This window comes from Hahella sp. KA22 (assembly GCF_004135205.1).
GTDB lineage: Bacteria > Pseudomonadota > Gammaproteobacteria > Pseudomonadales > Oleiphilaceae > Hahella.
The window spans coordinates 2,724,828-2,740,667 of record NZ_CP035490.1 but is presented as its reverse complement, the minus strand read 5'-3'; the positions used below and the strand labels follow the sequence as shown (position 1 = coordinate 2,740,667).

16 protein-coding genes and 2 tRNA genes are annotated in these 15,840 nt (G+C 55.1%); 8 read left to right on the top strand and 10 right to left on the bottom strand.

What is annotated here, in order from left to right:
• Positions 1–283 precede the first annotated feature (283 nt).
• Genes EUZ85_RS12250 through EUZ85_RS12240 form a run of 3 tightly spaced genes read right to left on the bottom strand, consistent with a single transcriptional unit; the run spans position 284 to position 5,150 of the window.
• Entirely contained in the window at positions 284–1,855 is a 1,572-nt protein-coding gene (locus tag EUZ85_RS12250) for an FGGY-family carbohydrate kinase (RefSeq protein WP_127969569.1), read from the bottom strand.
• Complete coding sequence (locus EUZ85_RS12245) at positions 1,852–3,507, bottom strand: glycerol-3-phosphate dehydrogenase/oxidase (RefSeq protein WP_127969568.1); 1,656 nt, start codon at positions 3,505–3,507, stop codon at positions 1,852–1,854. The genes EUZ85_RS12250 and EUZ85_RS12245 overlap by 4 nt, the downstream gene beginning before the upstream one ends.
• Positions 3,495–5,150: an FAD-binding oxidoreductase gene (locus tag EUZ85_RS12240; protein ID WP_127969567.1), complete on the bottom strand. Its 1,656-nt coding sequence runs from the start codon at positions 5,148–5,150 to the stop codon at positions 3,495–3,497. Before EUZ85_RS12240 ends, EUZ85_RS12245 begins: the two co-directional genes overlap by 13 nt.
• A gap of 218 nt (positions 5,151–5,368) precedes the next feature.
• On the opposite strand from EUZ85_RS12240, the gene EUZ85_RS12235 reads away from it, so the two are divergent.
• Positions 5,369–6,412 (top strand): AraC family transcriptional regulator, encoded by a 1,044-nt coding sequence (locus tag EUZ85_RS12235; RefSeq protein ID WP_127969566.1) that lies wholly within the window; start codon positions 5,369–5,371, stop codon positions 6,410–6,412.
• Positions 6,413–6,444: 32 nt separating this feature from the next.
• Here the strand turns inward: EUZ85_RS12235 and EUZ85_RS12230 are convergent, their stop codons facing one another.
• The gene (locus EUZ85_RS12230) at positions 6,445–7,248 is read right to left on the bottom strand and encodes a helix-turn-helix transcriptional regulator (RefSeq protein WP_127969565.1); all 804 of its coding nucleotides are present in this window, start codon (positions 7,246–7,248) and stop codon (positions 6,445–6,447) included.
• Positions 7,249–7,394: 146 nt separating this feature from the next.
• Between EUZ85_RS12230 and EUZ85_RS12225 the strand changes: the two genes are divergently transcribed.
• From EUZ85_RS12225 to EUZ85_RS12215, 3 genes are all read left to right on the top strand, one after another.
• On the top strand, positions 7,395–8,282 hold the full coding sequence (locus EUZ85_RS12225) for a hypothetical protein (RefSeq protein ID WP_127969564.1): 888 nt from the start codon (positions 7,395–7,397) through the stop codon (positions 8,280–8,282).
• A 110-nt stretch (positions 8,283–8,392) separates the two neighbouring features.
• Positions 8,393–8,887 carry a CesT family type III secretion system chaperone gene (locus EUZ85_RS12220; RefSeq protein WP_164887228.1) on the top strand — a complete coding sequence of 165 codons (495 nt, stop codon included), beginning with the start codon at positions 8,393–8,395 and terminating at the stop codon, positions 8,885–8,887.
• A gap of 10 nt (positions 8,888–8,897) precedes the next feature.
• Positions 8,898–9,446: a hypothetical protein gene (locus tag EUZ85_RS12215; protein ID WP_127969562.1), complete on the top strand. Its 549-nt coding sequence runs from the start codon at positions 8,898–8,900 to the stop codon at positions 9,444–9,446.
• Between the two features lie 2 nt (positions 9,447–9,448).
• On the opposite strand, the gene EUZ85_RS12210 is transcribed toward EUZ85_RS12215, so the two are convergent.
• The gene (locus EUZ85_RS12210) at positions 9,449–10,651 is read right to left on the bottom strand and encodes a CaiB/BaiF CoA-transferase family protein (RefSeq protein WP_127969561.1); all 1,203 of its coding nucleotides are present in this window, start codon (positions 10,649–10,651) and stop codon (positions 9,449–9,451) included.
• A gap of 282 nt (positions 10,652–10,933) precedes the next feature.
• Between EUZ85_RS12210 and EUZ85_RS12205 the strand changes: the two genes are divergently transcribed.
• Positions 10,934–11,953: an AraC family transcriptional regulator gene (locus EUZ85_RS12205; protein WP_127969560.1), complete on the top strand. Its 1,020-nt coding sequence runs from the start codon at positions 10,934–10,936 to the stop codon at positions 11,951–11,953.
• On the opposite strand, the gene EUZ85_RS12200 is transcribed toward EUZ85_RS12205, so the two are convergent.
• Both EUZ85_RS12200 and EUZ85_RS31135 read right to left on the bottom strand, forming a co-directional pair.
• Positions 11,944–12,996 (bottom strand): GGDEF domain-containing protein, encoded by a 1,053-nt coding sequence (locus EUZ85_RS12200; protein ID WP_127969559.1) that lies wholly within the window; start codon positions 12,994–12,996, stop codon positions 11,944–11,946. The genes EUZ85_RS12205 and EUZ85_RS12200 overlap by 10 nt on opposite strands.
• A 172-nt stretch (positions 12,997–13,168) precedes the next feature.
• Entirely contained in the window at positions 13,169–13,330 is a 162-nt protein-coding gene (locus EUZ85_RS31135; protein ID WP_164887227.1) for a hypothetical protein, read from the bottom strand.
• Between EUZ85_RS31135 and EUZ85_RS12195 the strand changes: the two genes are divergently transcribed.
• Positions 13,294–13,370 (top strand) — tRNA-Met (locus tag EUZ85_RS12195). The genes EUZ85_RS31135 and EUZ85_RS12195 overlap by 37 nt on opposite strands.
• 21 nt (positions 13,371–13,391) lie before the next feature.
• On the opposite strand, the gene EUZ85_RS12190 is transcribed toward EUZ85_RS12195, so the two are convergent.
• Both EUZ85_RS12190 and EUZ85_RS12185 read right to left on the bottom strand, forming a co-directional pair.
• Positions 13,392–13,646, bottom strand: coding sequence for a hypothetical protein (locus EUZ85_RS12190; protein WP_127969558.1), 255 nt, complete (start codon positions 13,644–13,646; stop codon positions 13,392–13,394).
• Between the two features lie 50 nt (positions 13,647–13,696).
• On the bottom strand, positions 13,697–14,023 hold the full coding sequence (locus EUZ85_RS12185) for a hypothetical protein (RefSeq protein WP_127969557.1): 327 nt from the start codon (positions 14,021–14,023) through the stop codon (positions 13,697–13,699).
• 106 nt (positions 14,024–14,129) lie between these two features.
• On the opposite strand from EUZ85_RS12185, the gene EUZ85_RS12180 reads away from it, so the two are divergent.
• Positions 14,130–14,206, top strand: a tRNA-Met gene (locus EUZ85_RS12180).
• A gap of 252 nt (positions 14,207–14,458) precedes the next feature.
• Positions 14,459–15,028 carry a hypothetical protein gene (locus tag EUZ85_RS12175; protein WP_127969556.1) on the top strand — a complete coding sequence of 190 codons (570 nt, stop codon included), beginning with the start codon at positions 14,459–14,461 and terminating at the stop codon, positions 15,026–15,028.
• A gap of 59 nt (positions 15,029–15,087) precedes the next feature.
• On the opposite strand, the gene EUZ85_RS12170 is transcribed toward EUZ85_RS12175, so the two are convergent.
• Positions 15,088–15,753 (bottom strand): hypothetical protein, encoded by a 666-nt coding sequence (locus tag EUZ85_RS12170; RefSeq protein ID WP_127969555.1) that lies wholly within the window; start codon positions 15,751–15,753, stop codon positions 15,088–15,090.
• Positions 15,754–15,840: the final 87 nt, after the last annotated feature.

The window sequence follows — 15,840 nt, the reverse complement described above, 5'->3', positions numbered from 1 at the left end:
TTATATTCTTTTGTTACAAAAGAAAAACAACCCATTACTCAAACACAACTGAGATTCGGGCCGGCGGACACTAAGATTAAATCGTGGATTTGAGTAGTATCCCCCACTTAGAGCAGGGGGGGTTAAGTAGTACCCCCTGCTTCTTTTGGGATTCAGATCTCCAGGTTTCCTTGCCTTTTTGTTTCATTTTTATCCTTAGCAGGTTTCTTTGGGGTGACGCAGTTTGTCGCCCCTTTTTGTTTATATCCCCCCCCGCTAATCTCCATCGTCATCTCGTCGCACTCTATCCCGGATAGCCCGTTATCTCCCTGATCGATTGATAGAGAGGCTGCAACTGCCGGTACATTTTTAAGTACACCTCGGAATATAAACGCTCGTATACGCTTACCACCTCCGGTCGCGGCTGAAAGGTTTTCCCTACCCGGGTCATGGCGGCGAAGGCGGCATCAAAATCCCGATGCACCCCCAGTCCGACCATGGCGTCGATAGCGGCGCCCAGCGCGGAGGTTTCATAGGTATGAGGACGCTCTACAGGAAGGTTGAAGATATCCGCCGTCAATTGCAGGGCGGCGTCGCTCTGCGAACCACCGCCGGATACGCGCAACACGCGCATTTTGACGCCTGACTTCTTCTCGATTTTTTCCCGCCCTTCCCTCAGCGCATACGCCAGTCCTTCCAAGATCGCACGATACATGTGAGCGCGAGTATGCACGTCGCCAAAACCGATAATCGCTCCTTTCGCCTCCGGCCCAGGGCTGCGCACGCCGGGGGACCAATAGGGTTGTAAAGTCAGCCCCATAGAACCTGGCGGTACCGCGTCGACCAGTTCGTCAAACAATTGCTCCGGCTCAATACCCCGTTCTTTCGCCACGCCTTCCTCGCGCAGACCAAACTCCTTCTTGAACCAGCTCACCATCCAAAAACCACGATAAATCATAACTTCCGTACAGTAGCGTCCGGGAATGGCGGAAGGATACGGCGGCATATAGGGAATGGCTTCCACATACTTGGCGTTAGTGGCGTTGATCGTGGCGGTGGTGCCGTAACTCATACACCCGATGTGAGGAGCGGAGCCACCCGAACCAATAATCTCGCAGGCCTTGTCAGACGCTGCTGCGATAACCGGCAGGTCAGCGGGCAACCCTAGCCAGGTCGCGGCGTCAGCAGTCAACGTCCCTACCGACTGTCCCGGCTCAACCAAGTCAGGTAGTTGCTCCGGGCATACCGGCATCGCGCGCCACTTCCAATCTCGCGCCGGCGCCCAGCGTAGCTTTTTATAGTCGAAGGGGATGTATCCCACCTGACTGCCGATAGAATCCACATAGTTTCCGGTCAAACGAAAATTCAGGTAACCCGATAGCAATAAAAATTTGTGCGTGCGCCGCCAGAGATCCGGTTGCCGTTGCGCCAGCCAGTTGGCCTGGGTCTTTTCCCGAAAGCGCTTGACGGTCTCCTTCACCCTGGCGATTTTGAACAGCACATCCCAGACGCCGCCTAATTTGTCCTCCGCCTGCGCATGGCGCTGATCCAGCCAGATGATGGCGGGGCGTAAAGGCGCCCCATCCCGATCAACGCAAATGACCGTGCCGCGCTGCGTCGTCACTGTGACCGCCGCGACCTGTTCAGGCGCCACTGGACTGTCGCGCCACATCAGACAACAAGCCTCTCCCAACGCTTCCCAATAGTACTCAGGATGCTGCTCCGCCCAGCCTGGCTGCTCTGAAAAATAGGGCTCGATAGGCTGTTTGCCTTTGGCGGCCACATTACCGAGGTCGTCGATCAACAGGGCGCGCACGCTTTGAGTGCCATTGTCTATGGCCATGACGTAAGTACGAGCGGAAGCGGCCGTGGTCATGCCCCGGTCTCCTCAGTTTTACGCTGTGCCTGAGCCGCATCATTATTAATAATGGTCACACCCGGCACGCCAAAATGGCGCTGAAACAGATTCCGGTAACGATTCGCCTCGTCACGCCAAACCGCCTCCGACCAGCCGAGATAACGCTGGCAACGCCGGCCGATTTCCTCCAGCATGGCTTCCGCGCCGTTCGGCGCCAGCAGGCCCAGACGGGTACGCCGCAACATCAGATCGTCCAGATGAACCACGGATTCGTTTTGCAGCGCGTGATCAATCTCCCCCCAGAGCAGATTGGTTCCGGTAATGGGCCGCAGGCGCTCTTTGTCCTTCTCCAGCATAGAAGCTCCGGCAGAGCCGTAACGTCCGCATAACCGCCGATACACCGACGCCGATACGCCGCATTCCTGGCTGTAAGGCGGCGCGCCATTGGCGAATACCCGGGCGTCCGAAGCATTGAACGCCACGCCATCGAGATAGCGGGCCGCTTCCTGCAACACATCCAAAGCAATCAATCTGAATGTGGTCAGCTTGCCCCCGGCGACGGAAATCAGTCCATTATCATTCCAGATCGAATGTTCGCGCTTTTCCTTGGAGGGGTCCGCCGCGCCGCTTGATACGACAGGGCGAATGCCGGAGTAAGTACACATGATTTCCTCCGGCTGCAATCCCAGGGACGGAAACATATGGTTCACACCGCGCATCAAGTAATCCATTTCGGCGGCGCTGATGCTGACATCCTGCTCCATGTCCTGGGTATGATCGAGGTCCGTGGTGCCCACCACGGTGACGCCTTCCCAGGGAAACGCGAAAACGGGACGCTTATCATCCGGGTGAAATCCGCTCACCGCGTAGGCGACCGGCAGTCGCCATTGGGGCAAGACCAGATGGCTGCCGCGTAGAGGGCGTATTTGCGCGCCAACGCCTTCCTGCATGCGCAATTGATCCGACCAGGCGCCGGTGGCGTTCACCACTACCCGCGCACGCACTTCACAATTGCGGTCGGCGATAGCGTCATGGAGCACCACGCCATGCAGACGTCCATTGACGCGCACAACTTCTCTGGCGCCGCAGTAATTCACCGCCACGCCGCCTTCCGCCACGCCCTGGCGCAGGATTTTCAACACCAGTCGGGCGTCGTCAGTCACTGCGTCGCCAAAGCGACTGAGACTGCGCAGTCCCTCAGCGTTTATGCCCGGGGCCAGATAGGCAGCCTGTTCCGGCCTAAAGGCTTCGTGATTACGCGCGCCCGCCATACGGTCGTATACGTCCAGCACCCGCTGAAAAATAAACCCCGGGGGAAATTCACCCCGATAATGCCCCATCAAAAAGTTAAGCGGCTCCACCAGCCCAGGCGCTTCCTCCAATAGACGCTGCCGCTCGCGCACAGAGTGACGGGTCAGAGAAAGCTGCCCCGAGGCGAGATAACGCAGCCCGCCATGCACCATTTTCGATGACTTGCTGGAAGCGCCCCAGGCGAAGTCGCGCTTTTCCACCAGCAGCGCCTTCAGGCCGTATCTTACGGCTTCCCTCAAAATACCGGCGCCGGTCACGCCACCGCCGACAATCACCAGGTCCCAGACATGCTTGCCGGATTCCAGCATGTCCCAGAGCTTTTCTCGTTGCTGTGGCCGCCAGTAGCTCAGGTTGTCCATACATCACCTCGTTTGGCGGCTTTTTTAGCAGCGATTTGCGGCTCCTCCACGCTGGCGATCAGGGTTCCCGGATTCATCAGCTGTTGTGGGTCGAACTCCCGACATAACGCCGCGATCGCGCACATGCCCAGCTCCCCTTTCTCCACCGGCAGGTAAGGCACATGATCTTTACCCACGCCGTGCTGGTGACTGATGGTGCCGCGATTGTTGACAATCATGTCGGAAGTGGAGGTTTTCATGCGCTCCCAACGCGCCAATGTTTCCTCATAGCTGGAGCCTGATTTAAAAACATAGGTGGTGTATATGGAGCAGCCCTGTCCGTAGAAATGCGACAAGTGAGTGAACACATGCACCTGCTCCCCTTCCCGCTCCAGACCTGCCCGTAGATTGGCTTCGATTTTGTTGAGCAGGTGATCGACATTATCCCAGTCGGTGGCGGTTTCCAGGGTGTCCACCACATAGCCGTCACGCCATAGCGCTTCGCGCAGGTATGGCATCAGGAAGCGTTTTTGCGCCCATTTACGTCCCAGCAACGTACCCGTGTTGACGCCCTGCCGACGCTTGATCAGCGCATTGAGCTGGCTCCTGGCTGCGCGGCACTGTTCGGTGGTCCCGGTCACGCCGACAGTCATCATGCACTTACCTGCGCCAGCCCCGCGCCACTTCAGATAGCGCTCCAGCCATTCGATCTGTTTGGGATGTCCCGCCAGCGCCAATTGTGTTTCCGTCTCCACCGCGTTGCTGACGCGCAGCATGGACAACTGCACCTTGCCCTGAACCAGCTCGCGGGCGGCGGTTTTGGCCTGAGTCCAGGAAGGGAACACGATGACGTAGAAATCTTCTTTTTCCGCCAGGGGCGTCACTCGCACTTTCACTTCCGTGAGCACCCCCATGCGCCCTTCCGACCCCAGAATAATTTCACGAATATCCGGTCCCGCCGACGAGGCGGGAAAAGTGGGGATATACATCGTTCCCCGGGGCGTCTCGACGCGGCCGCCGGCAAACAGTTGCTCGATACGGCCATAACGCAGGGACTGCTGCCCGCTGGAGCGGCTGGCGACCCAACCGCCCACCGTGGACAGTTCAAAGGATTGGGGGAAATGTCCGAGGGTGTAACCCCGCGCCCGCAATTGCGCTTCCAGATGCGGGCCAGGCGTCCCAGCCCCAAAAGTGGCGAGCTGACTCTCTTCATCCAACTCCAACAGACTGTTCATGCGCCCCATATCTATCGTCAGGATAGGCTTGTCCGAGTCAAACGGGTTGATGTGTCCCGCCACGCTGGTGCCGCCGCCGTAGGGAATGACGACAATGTCCCTCTCCAGGCAGAAGTCCAACAATTCGCGCACCGCCTCTGAGCTTTCGGGAAAGGCCACGCCATCAGGGAAAAATTGAAAATCGCCGCTGCGCATGGCCAGCCAGTCCGGCAGACTTTGCCCCCGCGCATGTCTGACGCGGGTCTCGGCGTCAGTGGTAATCAGAGGATGCGCAGGCAGACGTGACAGCGGCGTTCGCGCCAGCACACTCTCCAGCGACGCGTCAGCAAGCGGCGTCGCCTTACCAACGCGCTCATGAAGAAATCCAACGCCGCCAGGCGGCAGCTCCATCCCATTATTTTCATCGCCCCAGCCATTCCAACGCCGCATACGTGTCTCCCGGTGTGAACCTGTTTCTTACGCTGTCTGCGTCCGTCGATAGCAGCGTCGCCGCTGTAACGGACCTCAGCCCTATGATCTGTCGCCATTTCGGGCCTGTTCTCTGCGGCATATACTAATTAAAATCCGTCGTCAGTCACTGTCGGATTAAGACAGCCCCGGTATCATTTGGCGACAAACGTCAATAAACGTTGTAATAGACATAAAAAATGAACGCCAACCAGCACTTGGGATTCGCCTCCGTTCCCGCCATCAATCAATATTTGCGCTTCGCCGCCGACTCCGGTCTGGACTGCGATCGCGCTCTCGCCGCCGCCGGCGTTGATCCAGCTATTCTGCAAGGAGGGCAGCATACGCGCATTAATGGCGATCAATTTCAGGCCTTGTTGCGGGATCTCACACAACAGGCGCAGGACCCGCTATTGGGATTGAAAAGCGGCGCTTATGTGCAGCCGGGTTCGTATAGCGTGCTGGGCTATCTGGTCATGAGCTGCAGCACGTTGCGGGAAGCGGTGGAGCGCATCATTCCCTTTGAAAAGCTGGTTGGCGACATGGGGGTCACCAGTCTGACGCAAGAAGGCGGGCAGACTCTGATTCGATGGGACTGCGCCTACCCTGATCCGGATGTGCGCCCGCATATGATCGCCAATGTGCTGGCGTCCTGGGTCAACTTCGCCCGCTGGCTCGCGAATGCGGACAACGCCGCCCCCTTGCAGGTGCTTTTTGAACATCCGTCTCCCGGCCCTGAATTTAAACCCGCCTACCAGCGCGCTTTCCAATGTGAGGTCATCTTCGACAGTCCAGTGAGCGGGCTGGTGGTGAACGACAGACTGCTGGACACGCCTTTACGGCAACCAGATCTGCTGCTGCGGCAAACATTGGAAAGCCACGCCAGCGCCCAGATCAAAACGCTGGACGAGGAAGACCTGAGCTTATTGACCCGGGTGAAGAACGCCATTCGCTATCAATTGCGCCATGGCGTCAGCCGCCAGGATATGGTGGCGGAACGGCTTGGCGTCACCGCCCGTACGCTGCAGAGACGGCTGAGCGAATCCCATAGCAGCTACCAGCAGTTACTCGACGAGGTACGCCTGGAGATGGCGCAGGATATGCTGGCCCACTCCGACATCCCTATTCCAGATATCGCCCGCCAGCTTGGATTCGCGGAAGTGCGCTCCTTTCACCGCAGCTTCAAGAGCCATACGGGGGTGACGCCCGGCGAGTTCCGCGACAACGCCGGCGCGCCTTCTTGACTGCCTCAAACCAAAGCGCGGACTGAATCCGCTTAATTTTCCTGTTTCGGTATAGCGGCCAAAGCATCCTCAGGATTGACCTCTAACTGCGCAAACCAGTCAAAGGGGCTCAGACACAGCGTCCATTTTACCGGAACCAGCTGATCCGCCGGCAGCAGCCGCTCGTCCTGATAGGCGCTGCGCCGCACCTGGCGGACCAGCTCTTCCATCTCCCGTCGCCAGCGCTGCAGGGTGCTTTGCGAGACGCGCCGAAACCCGCTGTCGAACAGTCGGTCTTCCTGCTCATATTCATCCAGAACCTGTGACAGGAAACGGCTGTTCATGCTTTTAATATGCTCATGCAACGCGCCTCCCAGAGGAAAACTCAAATGCCCTTCCACTCGCAGCCGAATCTCCAGGCCCTGCTTGATATCCAGAAAGCGCCAGACTTCCAGCGCGCGTAGAAAGGCGTACATCTGCGCCTGCGATAAACCATGACGCGCCTGAATATCAGTGACGCTGTATCCCTGCGTGAGCAGAAATAAAATATTGAAATGACTGATATGGGACGCCAGAAAGCGCTCCTGTTCCGGGGTGATCCGGGTGAGCGGCTCCTGACGATTACGCGCCACCAGCACCAGATCGAGGAGAGAGACGCCAATCGCCTCACAAATTTTCTCCAGCCTGCTTAAAGAACAATCCTGATCACGAAAAAGCCGCTTAACGCTCTGCTCCGAAACGCCTAATGTTTCCGCTAGGTCGCGGTAAGTGAACCCTTTGGCCTTCAATGCAGTTTTAAGTACAGCGATTAGCTCTGATCGATCGCTACCCTGATTAACGGCCTGCTCTTGCTTCATATGTCGCCATCCTTCATATGTCGCTTCACGCAGCAAAAAGATACATATATTGTCACTTCAATATCCATAAATTTCAAAAAGTCACATAAAAACATAACCTGAGCGCATTCAAACGACAACCTAATTGTTCTGTCTCAGGAGATAACATGCATTCTCGACTTCTCAGCCTGCTCGCACTCGCCGCCCTGCCCTTCGCCGCGTCAGCGGAGACTGCTGCGCCTACACAACCCTCTCTCCAAAATGTCTGGACCGCTTCCGGCTTCGACCAGCCGGAGTCGGCGATTTACGACCGCAAGCGTCATCAAATTCTGCTATCCAGCATGAATGGGGGCGCTGGCGCCGCTAATGGACTGGGTTATATCTCCGTACTGACGGAGAGCGGAGACATTGTGAAAAAACACTGGGTGCAAGGCCTGAATGCGCCCAAGGGTCTGGGCGTCTATGGCGACCACCTTTATGTGGCGGACCTGACCCGTGTTCTGGACATCGACATCACTACGGGAAAGGTTGCTCATACCTATGAAGCGCCTGAGGCCCAGTTTCTTAACGATGTGACGGTCGCAGACAACGGCGACGTTTATATTTCCGACCTTTTGAAGCAGCGTATTTACCGCTTGCGTCAGGGCGTCCTGGAAATCTGGCTAAGTTCTGCGGAACTGAACTTTCCCAATGGTCTGTGGGCACAGCGCGATCGCCTGCTGGTGGCCGCCTGGGGACAGGATCTGCAGGCTGACTTCAGCACACGCATCCCCGGCCGCCTGAAGCAGGTTCAGCTATCCGACAAACACATCAGCGATTTGATTGACGACCAGCCTCTTGGCAACTTGGACGGCGTCACCGACGATGGCGCAAACGGCCTGCTGGCCACGGATTTCATGCGTGGCCGTCTGTTCTATTTCAACTCCCTGAACACAGCGCCGGCGGAATTCGAACTTCCCCCCGGCAGCGCCGACCTGGACTACATTCCAGAACAAAAACTGGTGCTGATGCCGCTCATGTGGAAAGGCGAACTGGCTGCCTATCGACTGCCTTAAGCCTCATTTCCCCTCCCGTCTGGTTGCGCCAGGGCGAAAACCCTGCGCAACTTTGCTTGAGAAAGCGTTACCCAATGCAGACAAATAGTCAGTATGAGGGAACGTCCAAGATGGTTGACCAAACCGGCCAAACTAAAATCAACTCTTTCCTGCGCCAACTAGGCCAGGATTACAACCTGCCGTTTATGAAGCTTGATAATAACGGCGTCTGCTCTCTCTCTGTAGATGGCCATCTCTATTCCATTGTACAAACCCATGACAGCCCCTGGTTGCTGCTACATGCGGATTTCGGCCATACGCCTGACGCGGAAGCAAGCAAAGCCGCCCTGCTGGAGAAATTGCTTGAGTGGAATTTCCTGGGCAAAAGCACCCGTGGCGCCACCCTGTCTATCAACCCGGAAAGCCATCGCCTGACGCTCCATATGCAATATCTGACAGAACAGGTTAACGAGGCGGTTCAGTTAAACAACTTACTGGACTTCTTTATTGAAAGCGCCACCCAAATCCGCGAGCAGATGGTAGACGCCATTGGCTCTGGCCATAAAGCGCCAACCGCATCCACTACCGCTCAGCCGGTACACCCAAATAGCTTCATGCGAGTATAGGAGTCGTAAGATGACCAATATCCATGGCGTATCATCCGCCAATCAAGTGCAACCAACCCAACAACCCAATTCGACGAATCCATCGTCGAGCCTGAACCATGCCTCGCCCTCTAACGACAGTGGGCGACTTGGCGGCTCAGATCTGGGAGGAGGCTCATCCTCTCACCCAACTGCTTCGTCAAACGGCCGAGCTTATCTCGCGTCCAGCACCGAAGGAGCCCAAACCTACTATGGCCAGGCGGTCAACGGCGTAAACAGTTTCCTGCAACAAAACGGCGTGCCATTGCCCAACGACCAGGCGCATAGCATCGCCAATAACGTGTCCGAGCATGAGAGAGGCACATTGTCCCAGGGCGAAGCCCACATGCGGGAAGCCCGAATGTTCGCTGGCAGCGCCGTTCAATACGCGGCCCAAGGCGATTTCAAAAATGCTGCAATCAATGGCGTCGGAGCAGTAGCCAACACTTTGGGCGCTGGCATCGTGGCGACAGTAACAGACCAATCTGATGCAGGCAAAAAGTTAGAAGAATTAAATAACGCCGTCAGCGGCACATTCTAACTTTAGTTGAACCGTTTTTTCGGCGATGAGGAAACCCCCTGTTCCATCAGGGCGTCTATCTCAGCGTCGTTAAAGCCCAACTCCGTCAATACTTCCCGGCTATGTTGGCCCAATGCGGCGCCAGCGCGACCAGGAACAAAGGCGTCTCCCTCAAATTTGATGGGGGACGCCAACTGTTTTCGACTCACGCCCTCAGCATCACTCACTTGGCAAAACATTTCCCTCGCGTTGAAGTGTGGATGCTTTTCCGCTTCGGACAAAGTTAAGACCGGTTCCACGCAGGCCTCGATCGATGCGAATACCCGTTCCCATTCCGCCAGAGTTTTACCCAGAAAAATTTTTGTTAGCTTTTTCTTGCTGGTCTGCCGATCCCGCTCACGCGGGCTTAACATCAACGGCAGCATCTGGGGAATATCCAAGACGCGGCAGAGCGCCTCGGCGAATTGCGGCTCCAAGGCGCCAACGGAAAGGTAGCGCCCGTCCTGAGTGCGGTAATAGTCGTAGCAGCCTCCGCCGTTTAGAATTTCCTCCTCCGGTTGCGGATCTTTCGCGGTCGCCAGATAGCCCGCCATCGCCATATGGTTCATCGCCAGGGCCGCGTCGCTCATGGAGATATCAATACACCGCCCTTCCCCGTTCACTTGGCGCTGCACAACCGCCGCCAGAATCCCCATCACTGCATGATGGGAGCCTCCCGCCACATCCGCCGTCTGCACGCCAAACGGGGCTGGGCCGCTTTCCACTCTTCCGCTGTAGGAACTGACGCCGGCCAGAGCCAGATAGTTAATGTCGTGACCGGGCCTGTCCCGATAGGGGCCGCTTTGCCCATATCCAGTGATGGAACAATAAATCAATCGGGGGTTAATCGCCTTCAGGGTTTCATAGTCCAACCCCAGACGCTGCATCACTCCCGGTCGAAACTGCTCCACCACTATGTCGTATTCAAGAATCAGCTTTCTGACGATATCAACAGCCTGCGGCTGTTTCAGGTCCAGGGTCAGAGAGCGCTTCCCCCTATTCAGATAAGCGTGACTGGCGGAGACCTCTCCCACCATCGGCGGAACAACTCTTAGCAGATCAGTACGCGTGGGCGATTCGATTCGCAAAACCTGCGCGCCCATGTCCGCCAGCATCATGGTGGCGCAGGGACCGGGCAACAACGTGGAGAAGTCGAGTATTTTCAGGGAGGATAAGGGCGCAGACATATAGAGAAACCACCGTTTTATTTTATTAATTCAGGTAGACAAATAACTTCCTTCTATATTGTCTACAACGATCAGATAGCCGGACGCATCGCTTCAGCCCCCATTATCATGTCCCTTGATCAAACGCCAATGGGATTCCGCGCCAAATCCATTGGCGAAATCATCCTTGATCATGACAGGCAATTAGTTAAGACTGAGCAAATCAGAGTTTCTATAGATTCCAATAGGTTAGCGCCCCACAAGGGCATGACGAACAGTATTCTCCGCCGGTATATCCAAAACATGGCAAAACTTACGGTTTCCAGTCATTTTGTTCGCGCTGCGCTGAGCGGCGCCGAAAGACAAGGCAAGGACGTTGCCGAACTATTACGCTGCGCAGGCATCCCCCTGCAGGCGTACCAGAATCCGCGCAGTCGTGTGGGCGGCCCGCAGTACACCAAACTGATGCAATGCATCTGGAAGGCTTTACAGGACGAATTCATGGGGTTGACGGACACCGTCTGTAAAACCGGAACCTTCGCCACCATGTGTTATCTGGTGGTGCACTGCAATAACCTGGAAAGCGTGCTGCGTCGCGGCCGCATCTTTTATTCTCTGTTCGACAAGCCGGTGACCTTGAAGCTGGAAGTACATGGAGATCAGGCCGTGCTCATCGTCGACGCCGAGGCGACTTTTCACGATCCCTACCACTTCTTTCAGGAAAGTCTTTTGGTTATCTGGCATCGGTTCGCCTGCTGGCTGACCGGGCAGCGAGTGGCTTTGGACGAAGCCCGCTTCAACTACCCCGAGCCGGAGCACTCCAGTGAATATCGCCACCTGTTCTATTGCCCACTGCAATTCAATCAGCCGGACACGCGCATTTACTTCCATAAACGCTATCTGCAGTTACCGGTGATCCAGGATGAGCCTTCTCTCAAGGAGTTTTTGAAAACTTCCCCCGCCGATTTGCTGGCTCGGCCGGACGACAGCAACACCTACACATCGAAAATCCGCGCACTAGTGGGGCGTGACCTTAGCCAGCAAATGCCGGATTTTGAGTTTATCGCGTCCCAGATCAATGTCAGTCCGCAAACCCTAAGGCGGCGCCTGAAAGAGGAAAACACGTCGTTTCAGGAGATTAAGGACAATATGCGGCGAGACGCGGCGATTTATTATCTTTCACGTCGGGAAATGTCCATCAACGAAATCGCCTTCAAGGTGGGATTCACCGAGCCCAGCACCTTTCATCGCGCGTTTAAGAAATGGACGGGGGTTACGCCGGGAGAATACCGGGAAAGCGTGCTGCGAGAGCGTCAGCACTGATCCTGAGACGACAGGCGCGCCGCCGCGCAGGGCTTGCGTTTTTTCTTTTCGTACAAACGCTTGTCCGCCAGCTTTAACAGCGAACGCGCGCTTCCCGTCCCGATTTGACTGGTGGACGCTACGCCAATGCTGACTTTGACAGGAATACGCATATCGTCAATGACCAGCGGGTTAGCGTAGAGATAATCGCATAGCCGCTCTGCAATTTGCTCAGCGCCCTCTTGATCCTGATCGGGCAACAGCACCACAAACTCATCGCCAGCGAAGCGAAACGCCTGATCGGACTTACGCAGCATCGCACACAGGCCCTCAGCGACATGTTTCAGATATTCGTCGCCCACGTCATGACCGTAAGCATCGTTGACCAGCTTAAAGTCATCGCAATCAATAAACGCCAGCGCCAATGGCTGATCATTACGCCCCGCTCGACTGATCTCCACCTCCAATGCGTCTTCCATTTCCCGGCGGTTGCGCAATTGCGTCAGCGGATCGCGGGTGGCGAGATCGGCGATTTTCTCCCGCGCCGCCACAGAACTCAGACATAGCGACGCCTTGACGCTCAGCTGGCGCAAAAAAAAGCATTCTTTATCGGCGCGATAACGTTCCTGGTCGTCGGCCGCCAGATTCAGGCTTCCCGCCAGACGTCCTTCAAGAATCAAAGGCAGTATCGCTATGGAGCGAATTTGGGTGCGGATTTCCGGCGGCGTCATAAAGAAGAAACGATACAGATCGGCGTGATCCATCAGCGGCTCCCGCGCTCCCTTCGTCGCCGCCAGATACTCAACGGAAGGCGCACTCACCCACTTTCCCGCCAGATCCGGCGAGGCTTTCAGGGTTTTTATCAGGGATTCCGTATGGGCGCTTTCAACCATGGCGTACCAGACATGCTTGACGCCGAATTTGACCTGCACGGTTTGCAACAGATGTTCAAGAAACGGCTGCACCTTGGCGACATTAAGGATCGCAACCTCAATGTCGAACAGGTTACGCGCAATCTCTTCATTTTTACGCGCTCGGGCGAACAGCTCTTCCAGGGAATCCATCGAAGTTCTGACTCACTCTCTCAAATGCCCTATCGGGCTGTTTCTTGAAATTACTGATTTATTATTGGCTCTAGGGCTGCGTCCAACCTCTCCTCTATGCGAGACGCCGAACAGCTCCGCTCATAAGAGAGACTGTTGGCGTCCGAAAACACAGGCTTGAGCTAAATAATAGTCAAACATCTGGATGTTTGTTCACGCCGGAGCCCAACTCCGCGTAATATTTGACCACGCCGTTAAGTTTTTCTCGCAAGGGGTTGACGGATGCAAACAAGGTCTTTAGTATACGCACCTCGTTGTCGCGGGGTGGAGCAGTCTGGTAGCTCGTCGGGCTCATAACCCGAAGGTCGTAGGTTCAAATCCTGCCCCCGCAACCAGCATTCTTAAAAGCCAGCTTTTTAGCTGGCTTTTTTATTGTCTGAAAAAATGACCTCGGCGGTCGTATCCGGGTGGCCGGCCCGTTCAAATCCTGCCCCCGCAGCCAGTATTCCTAAAGCCAGCTTTTTAGCTGGCTTTTTTATTGCCAGAAAAAACGCCCCCTCTCTCCAGACAACAAGCCTACGAAGGCCACGGGTAGTCCACGCCAACTTACGTAAGCTCCCGCACGCACCATATTTCATAGCGAATTCGATATACCATTCTTTGTTGAACACGGATCATTCAGGCTTCAAATAATTAAAGCCTGCTTTTTGGCTGATGATCGCTAGCCGACCACAATGTGACGATAAATAATGAAGGCGTTATAAAGCTCGCCCAGGCAGCCCTCTCTAAAAACAAAATAATATTTGGCGGCTTCAGAACAGAAGAAATAGAGCAGATGACCCAATACCAGCACATTATCAGCGAGACGGAATATTAGAAAAAAAATAAGTCGCTGCGTAGGCGTCACCTCTATCCCTGTATATATTTCAAACTGGAGTAGACGATTAGCCAAGAAGTGGAAAGCAACAAATTCCGTTGCCGAACCCTGAAGCGTACAGCTAATAGAAGGATGCCCTTCTGTTATTTGCGCAGGAAAAGCCTTGTCCACTGGGGCTTCATCCGAAGCCAACCGATAAATAGCGATTTTTTCAAAAGTTTTTTAGCAATTGCCATTGACGTGCGCCACTCGGATCTTTAGTATACGCCCTCGTTGTCGCGGGGTGGAGCAGTCTGGTAGCTCGTCGGGCTCATAACCCGAAGGTCGTAGGTTCAAATCCTGCCCCCGCAACCAGCATTCCTAAAAGCTCGATTTTATATCGGGCTTTTTTATTGCCTGAAGGACGACCTTAGCGGTCGTATGCGGAGGCCCGCCGCGATCAAATCCCGCCCCCGCAACCAGCATTCCTAAAAGCTCGATTTTATATCGGGCTTTTTTATTGCCTGAAGGACGACCTTAGCGGTCGTATGCGGAGGCCCGCCGCGATCAAATCCCGCCCCCGCAACCAGCATTCCTAAAAGCTCGATTTTATATCGGGCTTTTTTATTGCCCGAAAAAAGGCCTTGGCTGCCGCATCTTGTACACAAGCGATCTATTTCACCTTATTATCTCAAGTCGTTTACCCGCCAGATTTCATTAGCAGTGAATCAGATCCCCACCCAATTGAGATATAAAATACCCAAAGACCATGCCTTTCCGTTAAACAGCAAAGCTTTATCGGAGGCTCTTATCGATGTACCTCAATATAGCGAGTTATCGGCGATTTTTAGGTTCGGAGACGAGTACTCACTGAGCTCCTATCGCTACAGGCTCCGTATGCAGGAGCCGGTCACCATCCTGAAAGCCACGTATTCTCGCCTGCGTACTCGCCATTCATCGCCTAATAAGTTTATCGTGCAAGGTTTATATGAGCCGAAATGGACAATCACTTTGACTGCACTGCCAAAGGAATATTTATCCATTTCGAGCTCTCTGTTAAAGGAAGAAGCGCTTCCCAAACTGCAAAGGTGGTTCATTAAGACAGGTCCGCTGACGGGCTATGAAACCCACAGCATCGCGTTTATTTTTGATCTTTATAAAAAGAAGCTAACTCACAGAGAAGGTATCGGTAGGTGACCATAAGAGCGGGCCTCACACTGCAGCTGAGATTGGCTCTGGCCGCTTGACTCAATCAGTCACAGCTCACACTCCACCACAAACAGTCCGCCTTGTTTCAGCCATGTCTTTCTCTCTTCAGACCGGTAGAAGGCGTCGGCCACTATTTCCAGCACCTGTTCCGGGGTGATTTTGTGGGAGCAGAATTCCAGTTGTTCCGGGCCGTTGGCGTAGTCTTCAAGGATGGTGGGGGTGAGTTCATCGTGGCGGTACACGCCGACCACGGCGTCAGCGGCGAACTTCACGCCGCCCTGCTCCAGTTGACGCTTGACGTCGCCGAGGGAATGCAGCATTTCGTATTCAATCGCAGTTTTCAGCATCGCGATCAGATCGTCGGTGATTTGAGAATCCTGTAGCGCCGTGAAGTCGTCGGATGCGCCGATTTTGTGGGCGATTAACGCCGCCAGGTTGAGAATGAAATGGCAGTGATGGCCGTCATCAACCCTCTCCGGCAAGGCTATCGCCGCGCCATGAGGATCTTTATCTGGCAGACCAATTAGAGCCGCCCTCTCCTCGCCATCGCAAATCCACTCAAATCCTCCCAGACACATCTCCACATCGTCGCCTGTGGCCAGCAAGCGAGAGACCAGTTGTCCCGGACTGATTTCAATTGCAAGGGCGTTATACCAATGCGCCGCCAAAGCGGCCCCAATCTGCTCGACACAGTCGAATTGCGGTGCGTTCATGATTTCTGTACGTCTCAAAGCAGTTACCCAAGGCAAGTCGAAGTTCCGGCATCGTCGCTGATGATGGGAATCTTCGCCTCCTTAGTC

Coding starts and splice junctions, on each gene's coding strand:
- EUZ85_RS12250 (WP_127969569.1), bottom strand. CDS start 1,855: ATGACCACGGCCGCTTCCGCTCGTACTTACGTCATGGCCATAGACAAT.
- EUZ85_RS12245 (WP_127969568.1), bottom strand. CDS start 3,507: ATGGACAACCTGAGCTACTGGCGGCCACAGCAACGAGAAAAGCTCTGG.
- EUZ85_RS12240 (WP_127969567.1), bottom strand. CDS start 5,150: ATGCGGCGTTGGAATGGCTGGGGCGATGAAAATAATGGGATGGAGCTG.
- EUZ85_RS12235 (WP_127969566.1), top strand. CDS start 5,369: ATGAACGCCAACCAGCACTTGGGATTCGCCTCCGTTCCCGCCATCAAT.
- EUZ85_RS12230 (WP_127969565.1), bottom strand. CDS start 7,248: ATGAAGCAAGAGCAGGCCGTTAATCAGGGTAGCGATCGATCAGAGCTA.
- EUZ85_RS12225 (WP_127969564.1), top strand. CDS start 7,395: ATGCATTCTCGACTTCTCAGCCTGCTCGCACTCGCCGCCCTGCCCTTC.
- EUZ85_RS12220 (WP_164887228.1), top strand. CDS start 8,393: ATGGTTGACCAAACCGGCCAAACTAAAATCAACTCTTTCCTGCGCCAA.
- EUZ85_RS12215 (WP_127969562.1), top strand. CDS start 8,898: ATGACCAATATCCATGGCGTATCATCCGCCAATCAAGTGCAACCAACC.
- EUZ85_RS12210 (WP_127969561.1), bottom strand. CDS start 10,651: ATGTCTGCGCCCTTATCCTCCCTGAAAATACTCGACTTCTCCACGTTG.
- EUZ85_RS12205 (WP_127969560.1), top strand. CDS start 10,934: ATGGCAAAACTTACGGTTTCCAGTCATTTTGTTCGCGCTGCGCTGAGC.
- EUZ85_RS12200 (WP_127969559.1), bottom strand. CDS start 12,996: ATGGATTCCCTGGAAGAGCTGTTCGCCCGAGCGCGTAAAAATGAAGAG.
- EUZ85_RS31135 (WP_164887227.1), bottom strand. CDS start 13,330: ATGAGCCCGACGAGCTACCAGACTGCTCCACCCCGCGACAACGAGGTG.
- EUZ85_RS12170 (WP_127969555.1), bottom strand. CDS start 15,753: ATGAACGCACCGCAATTCGACTGTGTCGAGCAGATTGGGGCCGCTTTG.